The sequence below is a fragment of the Achromobacter sp. RW408 genome (assembly GCF_003184165.1).
In the GTDB taxonomy this organism is placed as follows: Bacteria; Pseudomonadota; Gammaproteobacteria; order Burkholderiales; family Burkholderiaceae_B; genus Achromobacter; species Achromobacter xylosoxidans.
On record NZ_QHHO01000049.1, the window covers coordinates 796,497 to 812,935 of the forward strand.

General features: G+C 70.4%; 20 protein-coding genes. 7 read left to right on the forward strand and 13 right to left on the reverse strand.

Features of this window, described 5'->3' with window-relative positions; genetic code table 11:
- The coding region (locus DK459_RS23135; RefSeq protein ID WP_146221925.1) for an MFS transporter at window positions 1-742 on the reverse strand (742 nt) is incomplete at its 3' end.
- Window positions 743-856: 114 nt separating this feature from the next.
- Here DK459_RS23135 and DK459_RS23140 point away from each other — a divergent pair.
- Window positions 857-1,315: a helix-turn-helix domain-containing protein gene (locus DK459_RS23140; protein ID WP_006384392.1), complete on the forward strand. Its 459-nt coding sequence runs from the start codon at window positions 857-859 to the stop codon at window positions 1,313-1,315.
- A 52-nt stretch (window positions 1,316-1,367) separates the two neighbouring features.
- On the opposite strand, the gene DK459_RS23145 is transcribed toward DK459_RS23140, so the two are convergent.
- The 4 genes from DK459_RS23145 to DK459_RS23160 form a co-directional block, all read right to left on the reverse strand.
- Window positions 1,368-2,360, reverse strand: a complete 993-nt coding sequence (locus DK459_RS23145) for a pyridoxamine 5'-phosphate oxidase family protein (RefSeq protein WP_110135092.1) — start codon at window positions 2,358-2,360, stop codon at window positions 1,368-1,370.
- Between the two features lie 35 nt (window positions 2,361-2,395).
- Window positions 2,396-3,025 carry a glutathione S-transferase family protein gene (locus DK459_RS23150; RefSeq protein ID WP_049052271.1) on the reverse strand — a complete coding sequence of 210 codons (630 nt, stop codon included), beginning with the start codon at window positions 3,023-3,025 and terminating at the stop codon, window positions 2,396-2,398.
- A 102-nt stretch (window positions 3,026-3,127) separates the two neighbouring features.
- Window positions 3,128-4,015 carry a LysR family transcriptional regulator gene (locus tag DK459_RS23155; protein ID WP_081398524.1) on the reverse strand — a complete coding sequence of 296 codons (888 nt, stop codon included), beginning with the start codon at window positions 4,013-4,015 and terminating at the stop codon, window positions 3,128-3,130.
- 76 nt (window positions 4,016-4,091) lie between these two features.
- A complete protein-coding gene (locus DK459_RS23160; protein ID WP_024068458.1) occupies window positions 4,092-4,973 on the reverse strand; it encodes a LysR substrate-binding domain-containing protein in 882 nt (293 codons plus the stop codon).
- Between the two features lie 123 nt (window positions 4,974-5,096).
- On the opposite strand from DK459_RS23160, the gene DK459_RS23165 reads away from it, so the two are divergent.
- On the forward strand, window positions 5,097-5,759 hold the full coding sequence (locus DK459_RS23165; protein WP_006384388.1) for a flavodoxin family protein: 663 nt from the start codon (window positions 5,097-5,099) through the stop codon (window positions 5,757-5,759).
- Here the strand turns inward: DK459_RS23165 and DK459_RS23170 are convergent.
- The 8 genes from DK459_RS23170 to DK459_RS23205 all read right to left on the reverse strand — a co-directional run bounded on the left by DK459_RS23170 (window position 5,668) and on the right by DK459_RS23205 (window position 13,649).
- Complete coding sequence (locus DK459_RS23170) at window positions 5,668-6,606, reverse strand: alpha/beta fold hydrolase (protein WP_024068457.1); 939 nt, start codon at window positions 6,604-6,606, stop codon at window positions 5,668-5,670. The two genes, DK459_RS23165 and DK459_RS23170, sit on opposite strands and share 92 nt — an antisense overlap.
- A gap of 120 nt (window positions 6,607-6,726) precedes the next feature.
- Window positions 6,727-7,605 carry an AraC family transcriptional regulator gene (locus tag DK459_RS23175; RefSeq protein WP_110135093.1) on the reverse strand — a complete coding sequence of 293 codons (879 nt, stop codon included), beginning with the start codon at window positions 7,603-7,605 and terminating at the stop codon, window positions 6,727-6,729.
- Between the two features lie 63 nt (window positions 7,606-7,668).
- Window positions 7,669-8,628 carry a proline dehydrogenase family protein gene (locus tag DK459_RS23180; protein WP_024068455.1) on the reverse strand — a complete coding sequence of 320 codons (960 nt, stop codon included), beginning with the start codon at window positions 8,626-8,628 and terminating at the stop codon, window positions 7,669-7,671.
- An 80-nt stretch (window positions 8,629-8,708) separates the two neighbouring features.
- The gene (locus DK459_RS23185) at window positions 8,709-9,623 is read right to left on the reverse strand and encodes a DMT family transporter (RefSeq protein ID WP_053498960.1); all 915 of its coding nucleotides are present in this window, start codon (window positions 9,621-9,623) and stop codon (window positions 8,709-8,711) included.
- Between the two features lie 141 nt (window positions 9,624-9,764).
- Window positions 9,765-11,012, reverse strand: coding sequence for a D-amino acid dehydrogenase (locus DK459_RS23190; RefSeq protein ID WP_053498962.1), 1,248 nt, complete (start codon window positions 11,010-11,012; stop codon window positions 9,765-9,767).
- A gap of 181 nt (window positions 11,013-11,193) precedes the next feature.
- Window positions 11,194-11,631 carry an Rrf2 family transcriptional regulator gene (locus tag DK459_RS23195; protein WP_006384382.1) on the reverse strand — a complete coding sequence of 146 codons (438 nt, stop codon included), beginning with the start codon at window positions 11,629-11,631 and terminating at the stop codon, window positions 11,194-11,196.
- A 19-nt stretch (window positions 11,632-11,650) separates the two neighbouring features.
- Window positions 11,651-12,868, reverse strand: coding sequence for an NO-inducible flavohemoprotein (gene hmpA, locus DK459_RS23200; RefSeq protein WP_035181312.1), 1,218 nt, complete (start codon window positions 12,866-12,868; stop codon window positions 11,651-11,653).
- A gap of 100 nt (window positions 12,869-12,968) precedes the next feature.
- Window positions 12,969-13,649 (reverse strand): 4'-phosphopantetheinyl transferase superfamily protein, encoded by a 681-nt coding sequence (locus DK459_RS23205; RefSeq protein WP_020927099.1) that lies wholly within the window; start codon window positions 13,647-13,649, stop codon window positions 12,969-12,971.
- 96 nt (window positions 13,650-13,745) lie between these two features.
- Here DK459_RS23205 and DK459_RS23210 point away from each other — a divergent pair, with 96 nt between their 5' ends.
- From DK459_RS23210 to DK459_RS23230, 5 genes are read left to right on the forward strand one after another with little or no spacing between them, the layout of a single operon-like run.
- Window positions 13,746-14,489 (forward strand): beta-ketoacyl synthase chain length factor, encoded by a 744-nt coding sequence (locus DK459_RS23210; protein WP_054515858.1) that lies wholly within the window; start codon window positions 13,746-13,748, stop codon window positions 14,487-14,489.
- A complete protein-coding gene (locus tag DK459_RS23215; RefSeq protein WP_006384539.1) occupies window positions 14,486-15,373 on the forward strand; it encodes a 1-acyl-sn-glycerol-3-phosphate acyltransferase in 888 nt (295 codons plus the stop codon). Before DK459_RS23210 ends, DK459_RS23215 begins: the two co-directional genes overlap by 4 nt.
- A complete protein-coding gene (locus tag DK459_RS23220; protein ID WP_006384538.1) occupies window positions 15,354-15,614 on the forward strand; it encodes a phosphopantetheine-binding protein in 261 nt (86 codons plus the stop codon). Before DK459_RS23215 ends, DK459_RS23220 begins: the two co-directional genes overlap by 20 nt.
- Before the next feature lie 16 nt (window positions 15,615-15,630).
- On the forward strand, window positions 15,631-15,891 hold the full coding sequence (locus DK459_RS23225) for an acyl carrier protein (protein ID WP_006384537.1): 261 nt from the start codon (window positions 15,631-15,633) through the stop codon (window positions 15,889-15,891).
- On the forward strand, window positions 15,888-16,439 hold the full coding sequence (locus DK459_RS23230; protein ID WP_024068450.1) for a hypothetical protein: 552 nt from the start codon (window positions 15,888-15,890) through the stop codon (window positions 16,437-16,439). Before DK459_RS23225 ends, DK459_RS23230 begins: the two co-directional genes overlap by 4 nt.

Genomic DNA, 16,439 nt, shown 5'->3' on the forward strand with positions numbered 1-16,439 from the left:
AGGCGCTGAAGACGGCGAACATCAACAGCGCGATCATGCCGCGCACCTGCAATACCCGTTCGGTCGCCAGCAGCGTGAACAGCGAACGCAGCAGCGCGCCATAGCGCAGGTTGGCCGTCGGCAACGCGCGGCGCGGCAGCCACAGGTTCAGCGCCAGCGCCAGCGCCGCCGCCAGGCCGGCGGACACCAGGTAGACCGCGCGCCAGCCCCACAGGTCGGCCACGGCGCCGGCCAGCGTGCGCGCCAGCAGCAGGCCGATCACCACCCCGCCCTGCGCCGCGCCCACCACGCGCCCGCGTTCGGCCGGGGCCGCCAGCGCCGCCGACAGGGCCAGCAGGCCCTGCGTCATGGCGGTGCCGAGCAGGCCCAGCCCCAGCATGCCGGCCAACAGCCAGGGCGCGGCGGACGCCGCCGCCACCACCACCAGCGCCATGACCAGCAGCCCCAACTGCGCCAGCATCAGGCGGCGGCGGTCCAGCAGGTCGCCCAGCGGCACCACCAGCAACAGCGCCAGCGCGCTGCCGAGCTGGGTGGCGGTGACGATGATGCCCACCGCGGCCTCGTCCAGGCCGAACTCGCGCCCCATGGCGTCGAGCAGGGGCTGCGCGTAGTACACGTTGGCCACGCTCACCGCGCAGGCCACGGCCAGCAGCAGCACCACGGCGGTGGGCAGGGGCGCGGCGGATTCGGTTGGAGCAATGGCGGCGGCAGGCGCCGCGGATGAATCGGATCGGTCAGGCATGACGGCCTCAAATGGTTTTATAACGAAACCAGAATGCTAGGCGCACAGGTTTTATAATGCAACCAAAAATTCGCAATTCCCCCCGCCGCGAACGTCGGCAAAGGTCAGGACGATATGGTCAAACGCACCAGTCTCGAAGGCGCCGCCTGCCCGGTGGCGCGCGCGCTGGACGCCATCGGCGACTGGTGGTCGCTATTGATCGTGCGCGACGCGTTCGACGGCGTGCGCCGCTTCGGTGAATTCCAGAAAAGCCTCGGCGTGGCCAAGAACATCCTCAGCGACCGCCTGCGCACCCTGGTGGCGCACGACATCCTGGCGGCCGTGCCGGCGTCCGACGGCAGCGCCTATCAGGAATACGTGCTGACGCAAAAGGGCCAGGCGCTGTTTCCCGTCATCGTCGGCCTGCGCCAGTGGGGCGAAGACCACTACTACGGCCCCGCCGAGCCGCACTCCACGCTCATCGACCGCAAGCGCGGGCAAGCGGTGCAACGCCTGGAAATCCGGGCGCAGGACGGCCGCGTGCTGGCGCCGGACGACACGGTCGTGCGCCGCGTCGGCGGCGACCGCGCCTAGCCCGGCGCCCTATGGCGCGCCTGGGCGCGGCGTCTTTGAATGCCGCTTCGTCCTAGGAACGCCCCTGCCCCGAAGCGCCCGGCCATTGCCCCGTGGCCAGCGCGGTCGGCGCATAGTTGCCGAAGCGCCAGCGCAGGGCCAGCGCCCCCGGCCGCGACCGCACCCGCCGCACGTGCACCCGCCACAGGCGTTCGGCCCCGGCGAACGTCTCGATCTCCGGGCTGTCCAGCACCACTTCGGCGCGGCCCGACACCTGCAGCACGTCGCCGCGCTCGAAGTCGATGAACAGCAGCCCCGCGCGCGGATTGAGCACCATGTTGCCGAGCGTGTTGAAAAAGCGGTTGCCGGAAAAATCCGGGATCGTCAGCGTGTCGCCGTCGATGCGCACGAACCCCGGCATGCCGCCCCGGTGCGAGACGTCGACGCGACGCCCGGCCACGTCCGTGTCGGCGTACGTCGCCACGAACAGCGTATCGGCGCGCGCGATCAACGCCCTGTCGGCCTCGCCCAGTCCCGTGCGCTCGCGCGGCGGCCCGGGAAAACGCAACGCCGGCGATCGCGAAAAATGGAAGTCGCGCGCCTGGATGTACTGCGGACAGTTGCCGAACGATTCCGCCACCACCACGTCGAAACGCTTGCCATCCCAGGCGGCGATGCGTCCGTTCATGCGGTTGCGCCGGCGCGTGTGCAGTTCGATTCCCAGCAGGCCCAGCGGCCGGTCCGGCCCCAGGCCATCGGCCAGCGGATCGTCGGCGTCCGGCATGGCGGCCACGCGCAGCGTCACGGGGTCCGGCGACAGGGCGAAACCGGGTTCGCCTTCCAGCGCCCCGGCCCAGGGATCGCCGCGCCCGTCGACGGCGCCGACCACCAGGAACGGCAGTTGCGCGAAAAAGAGGCGATGCTGGTCCGGCATGTAGTCGCGGATCACCTTGGCGCCGACCTGCGCCATGCGCTCGGCCATGCCGATGTGCGCCTGCAACTGGCGTTCGCCCGCGTGCCAGGGCGCGGCCGGGGCCGCGGGGGTGTCGAGAGGGGGAAGGCTCATGGCCGGCTCCTTGCGCAGCGTGGCGCCGCGGGCATTCAGGCGGCGCGCAGGCCGACCGGCGACTGGACCATCGGCACGAAGCGCGGCCAGGCCTCGATCCGTGCCAGCCATTCGCGCACTTGCGGATACGCCGCCAGCGACACATTGCCCTCGGGCGCGTGCGCCACGTAGGTGTAGCAGGCCACGTCGGCGATGGTCGGCGCCGCGCCGGCCAGGTAAGCGGTGGCGGCCAGTTCGCGCTCCATCACCGCCAGCAGGGCATGGGCGCGCGCCAGCGTGGCGGGCACGTCGTACGGAGCGCCGAACAGCGTCACCAGCCGCGCCGCGGCCGGGCCGCCGGCCAGCGGACCGGACGCGGCCGACAGCCAGCGCTGCACCGCCGCCGCGCCAACCGCGTCCTCGGGCAGCCAGGCCTGGCCACCGTAACGCTTGCACAGGTACACCAGGATGGCGGTCGAGTCGGCCACCACCACGCCGTTGTCGTCGATGACGGGCACCTGGCCGAAGGCGTTCAGCGCCAGGAATTCAGGCCGCTTCTGCGCGCCGCCGCGCAGGTCGACCTCGACATGGCGGTGCGGCACGTCCAGCAGGGACAGCATCAGGGCCACGCGGTGCGAATGGCCGGACAGGGGAAAACCGTAGAACGTCAGGGGAGCGGCGGACATGGCGGCATCTCGGAAGCGGAAACAGGCCCTCATGTTGGACCCTCGCCGCGCGCCCGTGAACAGCCACGCCGCGCAAGACACCATTGCCGCCGGTGAAAGAATTCACGCCGGCAGCGCGGCCAGGTCGCGGCGCAGCGCCTGGACGCAGAAATCGACGAAGCTGCGCACCTTGGCCGAGCTTTTGCGCCCCTCCGGAAACACCACGTGCACCGGCAGCGGCGGGGTTTCATAGTCGCGCAGCACCACCCGCAGGGCGCCGCTGGCCAGGTCGCGCGCCACCTGGTACGACACCACCTGGGTCAGGCCCCAGCCTTCGCACGCCGCCGCCACCGCGGCCTGGAACGACGTCACGGTCAATTGCGATTCCAGCGGCAGGCGCCGCAACTGGCCGTCCTGCAGGAAACGCCATTGGGAGCCGCGCCCCTCCATCGCCGCGGTGATGGTGCAAAAACGGGCCAGGGCGTCAGGGTTGTCGGGCGTGCCGTGGCGCCGCAGGAACTCGGGCGAGGCGCACACCACGCGCCGCACCTGCCCCACCGGCACCGCCGTCAGCGTGGAATCGGGCAGCGCGCCGATGCGCACCGCCACGTCCACGCCTTCGTCCAGCAGGTTCACCACGCGGTCCACCAGCAAGGCGCGCACCGACACCTCGCGATGCTGGCGCAGGTAGCCCAGCACCGCCGGCATCACATGCAGTTCACCAAAGCGCGCCGGCGCGGTAATGTGCAGCGACCCGCGCGGCGCGGCCATCGCGCCGGCGGCGGCATCATCGGCCTGCTCCACGGCCTCGAGGATGCGGCGGCAATCGGCCGCGTAGCGCTCGCCGGCTTCGGTCAGGCGCAGGCTGCGGGTGGTGCGCACCAGCAGCAGCGTGCCCAGCCGCCGCTCCAGCGCCGCGACGCTGCGCGTCACCGTGGGGGCCGACATCGCCAGCCTGCGGGCGGCGGCGGCAAACCCTTGCGCCTCGGCCACCGCCAGGAAAACGCTCATTTCATGGAACCGGTTCACGATGCGCGTCCCTCCGTGTCGCGTATGCCCGCCACGCTCTTCCACATGTCGATACCCCCTATTTGAATTCCTGCCGCAGCCATGCCAGGAACGCCTTGACCGGAGGATGGCGCTCGCGCCCCGGCGCGCACAGGGCAGTGTAGGCCGCGCCCGCCACGCTGACCTCGGGGCGCAGCGGCACCAGCGTGCCGGCCGCGACGCTGTCGGAGACCATCACGGAGCTGGCCAGCACCAGCCCCTGCCCCGCGATGGCCGCCTGCAAGGCGTAGTGTTCTTCCGCATAGGCGTGCACCGCCGCCGGCTTGCGCCAGGCCGGCAACGCGGCCGCCGCGCACCACTGCTGCCAGCCCTCGTCGTAGAGCGCCGAATCGCGCCAGCGCACGGTCACCAGCGCGGGCCGGGCGCGCCGCGCCTGCGCCACCACGGCGGGCGCCCCGTAGACGCCGAAACGCTCGTGCAGGGTGCAGGCCGCGTGCAGCATGGGATAGCGCTGGCGGCTGTAGCGGATCGCCACGTCGACGCTGGCGTCCTGCAACAGGTCGATCGTCTCGGCCTGCGCCTGCAGGCGCAACTGGTACTGCGGATACGCCTGGTAGAAGCGGCCGAGCCGCGGCACCAGCCACAGCGCCGCGAAGGAATGGGTGGTGGACAGGGTCAGGGCCCCGGCCGCGCTGGCCGGCCGCAACGCGTCCAGCGTCTGGGCGATGTCGAGCAAGGCGCCGTGCGCGCTGGCGAACAGCCGGGCGCCGGCGTCGGTCAGGCGCACGCCCTGCGGCACGCGATCGAACAGCGCCACGCCGGCGTGGCGCTCCAGCGCCTTGATCTGGTGCGAAACGGCGGTCGGCGTCACCGACAGTTCGGCCGCGGCCGCCTTGAAGCTGCGCAAGCGCGCGGCAGCCTCGAAGGCGCGCAAGGCGGTAACCGGCAGGGAGGCGAACATGGCAGGCCATCCAGATGAATTGAACTCATCTTAGCCAAGAAATCATCGTTTGTCCCGATGCCTATGGGTGCGTAAATTTTCCTTTGTTCGTTCCACATATTCCACCCACCGAGGCATCCATACATGAATTCAGATCATCAATCCAAGCGCCTGCTGATCCTGGCCGGCAGCCCCCGCCGCGACGGCAACAGCGCCGCGCTCGGCGCGGCGGCCCAACGCGGCGCGCAGGCCGCCGGCAGCAACGCCACCCTGCTGTTCCTGGACGACTACATCAAGGGATTCCTGCCCGACCTGCGCCATGCGTCCGCGCCGGACGACCGCTACGCCGAGCTGTTCCTGGAACACTTCCTGCCGGCCGACGGCGTGCTGTTCTGCACCCCGCTCTACTGGTACGGCATGTCGGCGCAGACCAAGGCGTTCTTCGATCGCTCGTTCACGCATTACGCCGGCAGCGGCCCCGAGCCCGAGGCGGTCAAGGCCCGCATGGCCGGCAAGCGGCTGGCCCTGGCCGTGGCCTCCGAAGAAACCTATCCCGGCGCGATCCTGGGCGTGGTGCACCAGGTGCAGGAATTCGCCCGCTACACCCACGCCGATTTCGTCGGCGTGGTCCATGGCGCCGGCAACAGCCGCGGCGAAATCGCGGCGGATCCGCGCAACCCGCTGCGGGCGGCCGAGACGCTGGGCGCCGAGTTCTTCACGCGGAAATACTCGGACTATCGGCTAGAGACGCCACGCAGTCACAACGTATGGGCGTCGCCCCCGCCAGACGATGCTCGCCGCGACTGAGCCAGCCCAGCGCGATCGGCCACAGCGTGTCGCGAAAACGCTCGTGGAAAAAAGCGAAGTGGCCGATCCCGTCCAATCCCAGCGCAGCCGGCGCCAGGCGCAGATGGGTGCGGGCGCTGCCGGTGAAGTACGCCAGCAGCCGGCCGACCGCGGCCTCGGTGCCGAATTCGTCATCGGTGACGCTGAGCGCCAGGATCGGCGCCGTCACCGCCGCCATGGCGGCCACGCGGTGATCCGGCCCGCCCCGGCCCTCGAAGCGCGGGCCCATGAAGCTCCAGTCGCGCACCACGCCGCGCGGCGTGTCTTCCAGCCACCCCAGCCGGCGCCCCGGAAAATAACCCAGGCACGCCGCCAGCAGCGGCATCACGACATGCCATTTGGCCAGCATGCGCAGGCGCTGCCCGGCGGCGTAGTCGCGCCAGTAGGCGTATTGGGCGCCCATGGTGAAAATGCGGCGCAGCCCGCGCGCCGAGGGCGCCAGGCCGGTGACGAAACCGCCGATGCTGTGCGCCACCACGTCCACCGGCTGGCCGGGGAAATGGCTGCGCACATAACCCAGCACCGCCTCGAAGTCCTTTTCTCCCCAGTCCATCCACGATGCCTGGAAACCGCGCAGGGACGCGGGACGCGATTCGCCGATGCCACGGTAGTCGTAGGTCAGCACGTCGAAGCCGTGCTGGTGCAGGTAGGCCGCGAAACGCGCGTAGTAGCGGCAGCGCACCGACGTGGCGGCGTTGATGACCACCACGGGCCGCGGCCCGGCCGGATCGGGAGCGGCGTGCCGCCATGCATATCCCCCCAGCGCCACCCCGTCCGCGGCGCGCAGCGCGATGCGTTGCGAATCCATTTCACATTCCTCCCAATCAATCAACATGGCGCGAACAGCCACCGCATGAGTCGATTAAATCCCGCCAAATCGGCCGATTCAACCGATCATTCATCGCCCATTACATGATCCATAGGAATGTCATTGCGCCCGCTTGCGGGCCGCGGACCGGCGCAGCACGCCGGGCGGGCTGCCATACACCTGCTTGAATACCCGCGTCAGGTGGGCCTGGTCGGCAAAGCCCACGGCCAGCGCCGCCTCGGCCAGCGGCAGGCCGCCGCGCAGCAGCGCGCGGGCGCGCGCCACCCGCCAGTTGCGCAGCCACGCCTGCGGCGGCAGGCCATAGCGGCGCGCGAACTGCTTGACCAGCGTGCTGCGATGGCGGCCATCGGCCCGCGCCAGCGCCTCAAGATCAGGCGCGCAGGCCGGATCGGCGCGCATGCGCTGCAGCAACAGCTCGCAGACGTCGGCAACGGCCCGGGCCGGCGGGGCCGCGGGATCGGAGCCGCTCGAGCGGGCCGGCATCGGCCCGGCATCATCGGCTGCTTCGGCCGCCCCGCCCGCCGGCGCGCCATGCGCCGCCAGCAGCCGGAACAGGGCCGCCGACAACTGGGCGCGGCGCACCGCATCATCGGTGTCGTCGGGGGCCAGCGCCGCCAGCCATTGCGCGCACAAGGCCGCGTCGCCGATGACCGGCCCTGGCAGGCCCAGCCCGTCCTCGCGCAGGGCCCGCGCATGCTGCTGGAACCAGGCCGGCTCGATATATGCCATGCGGTAGGCGAGCAGGCCGGCCGAGGTGCCGCCGGTGTGCACCTGACCCGGGGCGATCACCACCAGGTCGCCCTCTCCCGCCTCGAACGGACGGCCGTGCACCGTGAAGGCGCAGCGCCCGCGCGCGATCGCGCCGATCGACCAGGCGTCGTGGAAATGCGCGTCGTACCGGTAGGCGCGCAGGTCGGCGATCAGCACGTCGCCGGGCAGCTCCGCGCCGCAATGCCAGATATGTTGGGAAACCGCCATGGAAAAACCGCCCGTCCGGAACGCTCGGGGTGCCGCCTCGGCACGCCCGGCCAATACGACAGGCTACCCGAAATACTCGCCGTCCGCGGCCAGCGAGCGCGCCAGCAACCAGGCGTTGCGTGGATTTTCGCCCACGCGGCGGACCGCGTAGGGCCACCAGTCGGCCCCGAACGGCAGGTACACCCTGACCGCGTAGCCCAGGCGCCGCAGCGCCAGCTGCCAATCGGGCCGCACGCCGTAAAGCATCTCGAATTCGAACTCATCGGGGGCCCAACCCTGCTCGCGCGCCAGCGCCATCACGGCACCGGCCAGGCGGTCGTCATGGGTGCCGAACACCGGCAGGAAGCCGGCGTCGCGCGCCCGCGGCGTCAGCATGAGGGTGGCCGCGTCCAGGTAGGCCTGGTCGATACGGGCCCGGCCCGCGTGATCCAGCGCGCGTTCCGGGAACGCCCCCTTGACCAGCCGCAACGAGGTGCGCTGGCCGACGACCTGGGCCAGGTCGACCAGGGTGCGGCGGCGGCGCGCCTGTAGCGTCAGGCCGGCCGGCAGCCCGTCCCGCAGCAGTTCGGCGTGCAGCGCGCAGGTGCGCTCGCGCAGGCCCGAATCCTCCATGTCCAGCACCACCCAGTCACGCCCGCCGCCCGCGGCCTGGCGCGCCGCCGCCGCGATGCGCCGGGCGTTCTCGCGCCCCAGCGCATCGTCGCGCATGTAGCCGATGGCGGTAGGGTCGATCGAGACATGCACGTCCAGCCCCGCGCCGCCCAGCGCGGCGCAGGCCTGCATCGCCTGCCGCGTGTTGTGCTCGATGGCCTCGGGGTCCGCCACGTACTCGCCCAGGTAGAACAGCGACGCGCGGATGCCGTGGACCTCGCGCAGCCGGGTGGCGGTGCGCACCGCCTCGGCGATATCCGCGCCGCCGACGAAGCGGCGCGCCAGCGAGCTGCGCGTGGCCAGGGCGCGCATGGCGCGGCCCGCGCCCGGACTGCGCGCCAGCGCAATGGCGGTTTTCTGGAAAAGGCTCATGGGCTCTCCGGTCAAAGAGAGCCACTATGCGGCGCCGCCCCCGCCCCGTCTTGAACGGGAGTGAACCGCGCCGGCGCCCGTCACGCCTTGCCGCAGGCCTGCGCGGCGGCGCGGCCCTGGCCGAACAGCGGCCGCTGCACCGTCTGCGCCAACAGCACGCCCGCCAGTGTCACGGCGCCGCCCAGCAGGTGATACGAACGCAGCTGCTCGCGCAGCAGCACGAACGCGGCCAGCGCGGTGAACAGCGGCAGCAGGTTGATGAAGATGCTGCAGCGGTTCGGCCCCAGGCGATGCACGCCCTCGATCCACAGGAACGACAGCAGCACCGACGAAAAAATGCCGGCGTACAGGATCAGCGGAATCGTCTTCATGTCCAGCGCCGCCTGCGCGGCCGGCACCCGCAGGTACAACGGCAGCATGTACAGCAGCGCGAAGATCGACTGCACGAAGGTCGATTGCCAGGCCGGCACCGGCACCTTCCAGTGGCGCAGCAGCACGCCATAGAGCGCATAGGAGAAGGCTGCCATCAGCATCAGGCCGTCGCCGACGTGGATGCCATGCTGGAAGACGCTCAGCATGTCGCCCTGCCCCACCAGATACAGCAGGCCCAGGAACGACAGCGCGCCGCCGGCCGCCATGCCCAGGGTCAGCGGATCGCGCAGGATGACCACGCTCAGCAGCATGCTGAGCAGCGGGATCAGCGCGGTCAGGATGGCCATGTTGGTGGCGGTGGTGGTTTCGGCGGCGCGGTACGACAGCGCCTGGAACACCGCCGACGACAGGGCGCCATACAGCGCCAGCTTGGGCCAGTGGCGCAGGATGGTCTTGCGGTTGCGCCACACCGGCACGGCCGTGAACAGCCCCATGATCGCCAGCGCCAGGATCAGGCGGTAGAACGTGATGGCGGTGGGCGAGATGGCGCTGGCCGCCATCTTGGAAACGATGACATTGCCCGCCCAGAACAGAATGGCGAACAATGGAAACAGGTAGGACATGATGGGGTCACTCGCGGAAATGGGAATCGGCCACCGCCCGCGCGCGGGGCGCAGGGGCGGATGGCCGATATCCTATTGAGCGGTGAAGCGCCCGTCTGCCGATGAATAGGCAGCAACCATCGCAAAAGGGACAGCCCGCGATCAGGGCCGGAAGGGCAGCGCGTCCAGCGGCGCCTCCAGCCCGTCCATCTGCGCGGTCAGGAGCGCGGCGCTGCCGCAGGCCAGCGTGAATCCCAGCGCGCCCTGGCCGATATTGAGCCACAGGTTGTCGGCCGCCGGGCTGCGCCCGATCAGCGGCTTGCCGGTGGGCGTGGCCGGGCGCAGTCCGGCCCAGGGAATGGCCTGCTCCAGGTCCAGCGCCGGAAAGGCCTCGCGCACCTGGCGCTTGAGCAGCGCGATGCGGGCCGGATCGATCTGCGCGCCTTCGCTGCCGATGTCCACCATGGCGGCAATGCGCAATACGCCGCCGACCCGCGCGTAGACGATGCGGCGTTCGTAGTCGGTGACGCTGATGCGCGGCGCCACGGCATCGTCATCGGCCAGCGGCACGGTCAGGCTGTAGCCCTTGAGCGGATAGAGCGGCACATCGTGTCCCAGCGGCCGCAGCAGCGCGCGCGTGCCGATGCCGGTGGCCAGCACCACGGCGTCGGCGCCGATATCGCCCTCTTGCGTGCGCACGGCGACGATGCGGCGGCCTTCGCGTTGCAGGCCGGCGACGGGGTTGGACATGGCGCACTGCACGTTGGACAGGCCGCGCAGCCGCTCGAACAGCGCCAGCGTGAACTGGCGGCAGTCGCCCGCCTCTTCGCTGGGGGTGTAGATGGCGCCGGCCAGGCTGGCGCCCATGCCGGCCAGCGCCGGCTCGCGCGCCAGCGTCTGGGCGGCGTCCAGCACCTGTTGTTCGGCGCCATGGGCGGCCTGGTACGCCACCAGCGCGCGCGCCTTGTCCAGCAAGGCCGGGCTGCGGTAGGCGATCAGCTTGCCGTTCCTGAGATGGCCGAATTCCAGGCTTTCCTGCTCCAGCAACGCATGCATGGCATCGCGGCTGAGGAACGACAGCGCCTGCAATTGCGCGGTGGACTCGCGCGCCACCGATGCGCGGCAGGCCAGCGCGAAACTCAGGCACCAGCGCCACTGGTGGGGATCGAGCCGCGGCCGGAAGCGCAGCGGCGAATCCTCGCGCAGCAGCCAGCCTGGCACGCTGGGCAGCACGCCCGGCCCGGCCAGCGGCGCGACATAGCTGTAGCTGAGCTGGCCGCCATTGGCGTAGCTGGACACCTCGGCCGGATGGGCGTGGCTGTCGACCAGCACGACGTCATGGCCCTGGCGCGCCAGGAAGTACGCGGAGGTGACGCCCACGACTCCGGCACCGATTACGCAAACGCGCATACCCTGCATCCAAATAAGAAAATGGCAACGGTCTTATTCTGAGGCGGGGGACGGATGATCGCAAATCACCAAAGGCCCAGCACCCATAACCCGCCCTCATGGTCCGGCGTCATGGCCCCGACCCTCGGGGGCTGGCGTCACGGCCGGGCTACGCCGGCCGGCGCCGCAGTCGGCGCGGCCATCAGGCGGCGCGGTGCAGCTTGATGATGGCGGCGGCGGTCGGATCGCGCACCAGGTCGGCCAGGGAATAGCCGTTGAGCGCCTCGTAGAACGCCTGCAGGGTCTGCGCCAGCACCCCCGACAGGCGGCAGGCGCCGTCCAGCGCACAGGGCGGTTCGCGGCAGTCGATCAGCGGCCCCTGCTGCTCCAGTTCACGCACCAGGTCGCCCAGGCGGTAATCAGCGGCCGGGCGCGCCAGCGCCAGCCCGCCGCCCTTGCCGCGCGCCGTGCTGACCCAGCCGCGCTGCGACATGAAGTGCACCACCTTGACCAGGTGGTTGCGCGACAGGTCGAAGCGCGCGGCGATCTCCGGGATGGTGACCGCCGCGGGCCGGTCGCGGCACTGCGTCAGGTACATCAGTACCCGCAGGCCGAAGTCGGTGAATCGGGTCAGTTGCATGGCCGCCAGGATACACCGGTCAGGCCGGCGCGCCGCCGCTGCCGAAGGCCTCGGCGTGGATCCGCTCGGGCGCCACGCCCAGCGCCAGCAGCGTTTCGCGCTGGGCCCGCATGAAGCCCGACGGGCCGCACAGGTAGTAGTCGGCGCCCGGCACGATGGCCTCGTCGCGGATGGCGTTCAGGTCGACGCGGCCGCTGTGGTCGTAATCGTGGCCCTTGCGGTCGCCGCTGCCGACCTCTTCGTAGAACACCGCCTTGCGCACGTTGCCGCGGCTCGCGGCGATGGTGTTGACGTGGTCTTTCATGGCGTGCACCGCGTTGTTGCGACAGCCGTGCACGAAGCGGATCTGGCGGGGATCGTCGGTTGCCACCAGGTGGTTCAGGATGGAAACCATGGGGGTCAGCCCCACTCCGCCGCTGAGCAGCACCACGGGCGCGTCACTGTCCTCGCGCAGGTGGAAATCGCCCTGCGGCGGCGCCACGTCCAGCACCCCGCCTTCCTGCAGATGGTCGTGCAGCGCGTTGGACACGCGCCCGGCCGGGTTCTGCGCGCCGCCCGCCTCGCGCTTGACGGAAATCCGCAGCCGGCCCTGGCCGGGCGCGTCCGACAGGCTGTACTGGCGCGGCTGCATCAGGCCCAGTTCGGGCACGTAGACCCGCACCGACACATATTGGCCGGGGCGATACGCCGGGACCTCGCCGCCGTCGGCGGGCGCCAGGTAGAACGAGGTGATCTCGGCGCTTTCGGGCTGCTTGCCGACCACGCGAAAGGCGCGCCAGCCGGTCCAGCCACCCGGCTTGGTAGCCGAGTCCACATACAGGCGCGCCTCTTCGGCGATCAACATGTCGGCCAGCTGTCCATAAGCGGCGGCCCAGGCGTCGACCAGCTCATCGGTGGCGGCCTCGCCCAGCACCTCGCGGATCGACGCCAGCAGGTGCTTGCCCACGATCGGGTAGTGTTCGGGCCGGATGCCCAGGCTGACATGCTTGTGGACGATGCGCGTCACCACCGGCGCCAGCACCGAGGGATCGTCGATGTGCTCGGCGTAGGCCGCGACCGCGCCGGCCAGCGCCTGCTGCTGCTCGCCGCCCGCCTGGTGGCCCTGGTTGAAGACGTGCTTGAGTTCCGGATTGTGCTGGAACATGCGGGCATAGAAATGGCGGGTCAGCGCCACGCCATGGGTTTTCAGGACCGGGGCCGTGGCTTTGACCAGGGCGCGGATTTGCGGGCTCAACATCGACTGCTCCTTGCGCTGCGGATGGCGCCGAAGCCATCCTTTTTTAAACATGCATTAATAATACATATTTAAGTGCGGCGCACAAAATCCGCCCGTGCGCTCAAGCGCCGCGCCCCGCCCAGCGGCCCAATTCGCGCCGTTCGGGCCATGCGCAGGAGAGCGCCGCGCGCCACTCGATGCGCGTCGCCCCGCCGCTGTCGGCGCGCCACACGGCCGCCGCCATCCAGTCGGCGCCCAACCGCCAGGCCGCCGCGTTCCAGTGGCCGGGCGGGGGCCGCAGCTCCACCTGCCCCGACGCGTCCGGCGCCAGGCCGGCAGCGGCCATGTCCGCCGGAAAATCCAGGCCGGCCGCTTTCACAAAGGCTTCCTTGAGGGTCCACAACAGGTAGAAGCGCTCGAGCCGGACGGCGCCGTCCGCCTGCCGCAACCAGGCCCGTTCGGGCTCGTCGCAGATCCAGTCGGCCAGGGCGGCCGTGGCGCGCGGCCGCATCCGTTCCAGGTCGACCCCCACGGCCCAGTCCGCCGGCGCCCGCGCGCACAGGGCGCGGCCGCCGCTGTGGCTGAGCGACAGCGTATGCGGCGCCGGCATCGCCTCCCGCACGCACTGCAGCAATGCGCGGCTGACCCGCCAGTCGCGGGTTGCCTTGGGCGAGCGTATGGCCGCGGCGCGCGCGGCATCCTCGGGCGACAGGGCCTGGGGCCGATACGCGCCGGCCGCGCCTTCGTCGGCCCACCACAAGGAAAGGGAGAGCCGGCTGGCGTCAATGCGGTCGGGCTGCACGTCGATCAGGAAAAACCAAAATAAGGGACAAATTAAGTTTTTTAGTGACGTTTTTGAATAATTTCAGGGTTTGCGATCGGTGTAAGATCGCGCGCTATGTTGACCTTCTCCATCGCGCAATGGCAGGGTTGGACATCGGGTATGCAAGACGCGGGCAGCTGGCTGCACTGGGCTGAACATCCTTATTGTCCCGTTGGTGAACCCAGCCCGCCGCGCCTCGAATTCCTGCCGCCGATGCAGCGCCGCCGGCTCAGCCCGATGGCGCGCGCGGTATTCGAGTGCGCCTGGCCGGTGGCCGCCGGCCAGCCGCCCATGCCGCTGGTATTCGCATCGCGGCACGGCGAGACCACCCGCAGTTTCGGCCTGCTGCAGGCGCTGGCGGCCGGCGAGCCGTTGTCGCCCACCGCGTTCGGCCTGTCGGTGCACAACGCCATCGCCGGACAGTGGTCCATCATACGCCGCGAAACCGACGAGTCGGTCGCGCTGTCGGCCGAGGAAGACGGGCTGGAACTCGCGTTCCTGGAGGCCGGCCTGCTGCTGGCCGAAGGCCACGACAACGTGCTGGTGGTGCTGGCCGAAGAACGCCCGCCAGCGCCCTATTCGCCATGGATCGATGACGTGCCCTTTTCCTACGCGGCGGCCTTTCGCCTGCGCGCGGGGTGCGACTGGCGGCTCGAAAACAGCGCCGACCCGGCCTCGTGCCCGGGCGGCACGGCCGCGGACAGCGCGGCGCCCGGCTGGCCCAACGCGCTGAACCTGCTGCGCCACCTGGCGCTGCGCACGCCGCGCTGGCTGCACGCCAACCGCGGCCGCCACTGGCTCTGGACCCGCTCGGCATGACGCCCGCCGCCCCCCAAGCGCGCCAGGATTTCTGGCTGTGGCGCCTGTTCGCCACCGGCATGGCCTTTACGTTGTTCGGCGTGGGCGGATTGCTGCTGCGGCTGCTGGTGTTTCCGCCGCAACGGCTGATTCCCGGCAGCGCCGCCGATCGCCAGCGCCGCGCGCGCCGGGCGCTCAACGGCACCTTCCGCTGCTTCATCCGCTTCATGGTGCGGGTCGGCATCCTGACGGTCGAATTCAAGGGCGCCGAGCGCCTGGGCCGTCCCGGCCAGATGATCCTGGCCAACCACCCGTCCCTGCTGGACGTGGTGTTCCTAGTGGGGCACGTCGGCAACGCCAATTGCATCGTCAAGCACGGCCTGGCGCGCAATCCGTTCATGCGCGGCCCCATCCGCAGCGCCGGCTATATCACCAACGACGAGAGCTTCGACATGTTCGACCGCGCCGCCGCCGTGCTGCGCGCTGGCGAGACCCTGATCGTGTTCCCGGAAGGCACCCGCACCCCGCCCGACAGCCTGCCGCGCTTTCATCGCGGCGCCTGCGCCATCGCGCTGCGCGGCGCGCGCGTGGTGACGCCGGTGGTGATCCGCATGAATCCGCGCAGCCTGACCAAGGGCGAACCCTGGTATCGCATCCCGCCCTGCCGCATGCGATACACCATCCAGGTGGGCGAGGACCTCGATCCGGCCACCTGGTCCGATGCGCATCCGCTGCCGATCGCCGGACGCAGGATGAACGATTATCTGCATGCCTATTTCGAAGCCGAGCTGACGCGACCCGCCGCGGCGGCCGGCGCCCCTGGGCCCGCCGCCGGGCCCGACAACGAACACGCGCAACAAGCGCCGCAAGTGGAGCCCGAACGGGATGAATCAACTGGAAACTGAGCTCAAGACGCTCGTCATCGAATCGCTGGGGCTGGAAGATATCGGCCCCGACGACATCGATCGCGAGGCCAACCTGTTCGGCGACGGACTGGGCCTGGACTCGGTGGACGCGCTGGAACTGGGATTGGCGCTGCAAAAGCGCTATGGCATCAGCATCGACCCCGAAACGCGCAATATGCGCGAGCACTTCGCCAGCATCGCCAACCTGGCCGAATTCGTCGCGGCGCAGCGCCGCAACTGAGCCAATGGAATTGACTATGCAGACCCGCGAGGAAATCTACAACACGCTGCGCGATACGCTCAACGAGTTGTTCGAGGTCGAGCTCGAACGCATCACGCCGCAGGCCAACCTGTACACCGACCTCCAGATCGACAGCATCGACGCCATCGACCTGATCGACCAGGTGCGCCGCAAGACCGGCCGCAAGCTCGACGCCAACGATTTTCGCAGCGTCCGTACCGTCGACGACGTGGTGCAGGCCATGTACCAGAAGCAGCAACAGGACGCCGACGCATGAAACGCGGGGTGGCGTGCGTGCTGGCCGTGGCGGGCCTGGCCTATCCCTTCGTCGTGTATGCGACGCTGGGGCGGGTCAGCGCGGCCTGGCTGGCGCTGCCGTTGGCCCTGCTGTGGCTGGCGCGAGGCCTGGCGGCCGGACGCGGCGGCGAACCGGGCGGGCGCCTGCTGCCGCTGGCCGCGGTCGCGTTCTGCGTGGTGCTGGCGGCGACCAATTCGCCGGACTGGCTGCGCTGGTATCCGGTCATGGTCAACGGCATGCTGCTGGTCCTCTTTGGCGCCAGCCTGCATCGCGGGCGCCCCGTGGTCGAACGCCTGGCGCGCCTGCGCCACCCCGACCTGCCCCCCGCCGGGGTGCGCTACACGCGCGCGGTCACCCGGGTCTGGTGCGGCTTTTTCGCCATCAACGGCACGGTCGCGGCGATGCTCGCCGCCTGGGGCCCATGGAGCTGGTGGACCGCCTACAACGGCGCCATCAGCTACGTGCTGATGGGCCTGTTGATGGGCGCGGAATGGCTGCTGCGTCCCGCCGCGGCCAAGGCGGCCTGA

Bases quoted from the DNA above. Each gene is read 5' to 3' on its own strand.
- DK459_RS23140 (WP_006384392.1), top strand. From the start codon at position 857: ATGGTCAAACGCACCAGTCTCGAAGGCGCCGCCTGCCCGGTGGCGCGC.
- DK459_RS23215 (WP_006384539.1), top strand. From the start codon at position 14,486: ATGACGCCCGCCGCCCCCCAAGCGCGCCAGGATTTCTGGCTGTGGCGC.
- DK459_RS23145 (WP_110135092.1), bottom strand. From the start codon at position 2,360: ATGAGCCTTCCCCCTCTCGACACCCCCGCGGCCCCGGCCGCGCCCTGG.
- DK459_RS23170 (WP_024068457.1), bottom strand. From the start codon at position 6,606: ATGGATTCGCAACGCATCGCGCTGCGCGCCGCGGACGGGGTGGCGCTG.
- DK459_RS23165 (WP_006384388.1), top strand. From the start codon at position 5,097: ATGAATTCAGATCATCAATCCAAGCGCCTGCTGATCCTGGCCGGCAGC.
- DK459_RS23160 (WP_024068458.1), bottom strand. From the start codon at position 4,973: ATGTTCGCCTCCCTGCCGGTTACCGCCTTGCGCGCCTTCGAGGCTGCC.
- DK459_RS23150 (WP_049052271.1), bottom strand. From the start codon at position 3,025: ATGTCCGCCGCTCCCCTGACGTTCTACGGTTTTCCCCTGTCCGGCCAT.
- DK459_RS23155 (WP_081398524.1), bottom strand. From the start codon at position 4,015: ATGAGCGTTTTCCTGGCGGTGGCCGAGGCGCAAGGGTTTGCCGCCGCC.
- DK459_RS23185 (WP_053498960.1), bottom strand. From the start codon at position 9,623: ATGTCCTACCTGTTTCCATTGTTCGCCATTCTGTTCTGGGCGGGCAAT.
- DK459_RS23230 (WP_024068450.1), top strand. From the start codon at position 15,888: ATGAAACGCGGGGTGGCGTGCGTGCTGGCCGTGGCGGGCCTGGCCTAT.
- DK459_RS23190 (WP_053498962.1), bottom strand. From the start codon at position 11,012: ATGCGCGTTTGCGTAATCGGTGCCGGAGTCGTGGGCGTCACCTCCGCG.
- hmpA (WP_035181312.1), bottom strand. From the start codon at position 12,868: ATGTTGAGCCCGCAAATCCGCGCCCTGGTCAAAGCCACGGCCCCGGTC.
- DK459_RS23220 (WP_006384538.1), top strand. From the start codon at position 15,354: ATGAATCAACTGGAAACTGAGCTCAAGACGCTCGTCATCGAATCGCTG.
- DK459_RS23180 (WP_024068455.1), bottom strand. From the start codon at position 8,628: ATGAGCCTTTTCCAGAAAACCGCCATTGCGCTGGCGCGCAGTCCGGGC.
- DK459_RS23175 (WP_110135093.1), bottom strand. From the start codon at position 7,605: ATGGCGGTTTCCCAACATATCTGGCATTGCGGCGCGGAGCTGCCCGGC.
- DK459_RS23225 (WP_006384537.1), top strand. From the start codon at position 15,631: ATGCAGACCCGCGAGGAAATCTACAACACGCTGCGCGATACGCTCAAC.
- DK459_RS23210 (WP_054515858.1), top strand. From the start codon at position 13,746: ATGTTGACCTTCTCCATCGCGCAATGGCAGGGTTGGACATCGGGTATG.
- DK459_RS23195 (WP_006384382.1), bottom strand. From the start codon at position 11,631: ATGCAACTGACCCGATTCACCGACTTCGGCCTGCGGGTACTGATGTAC.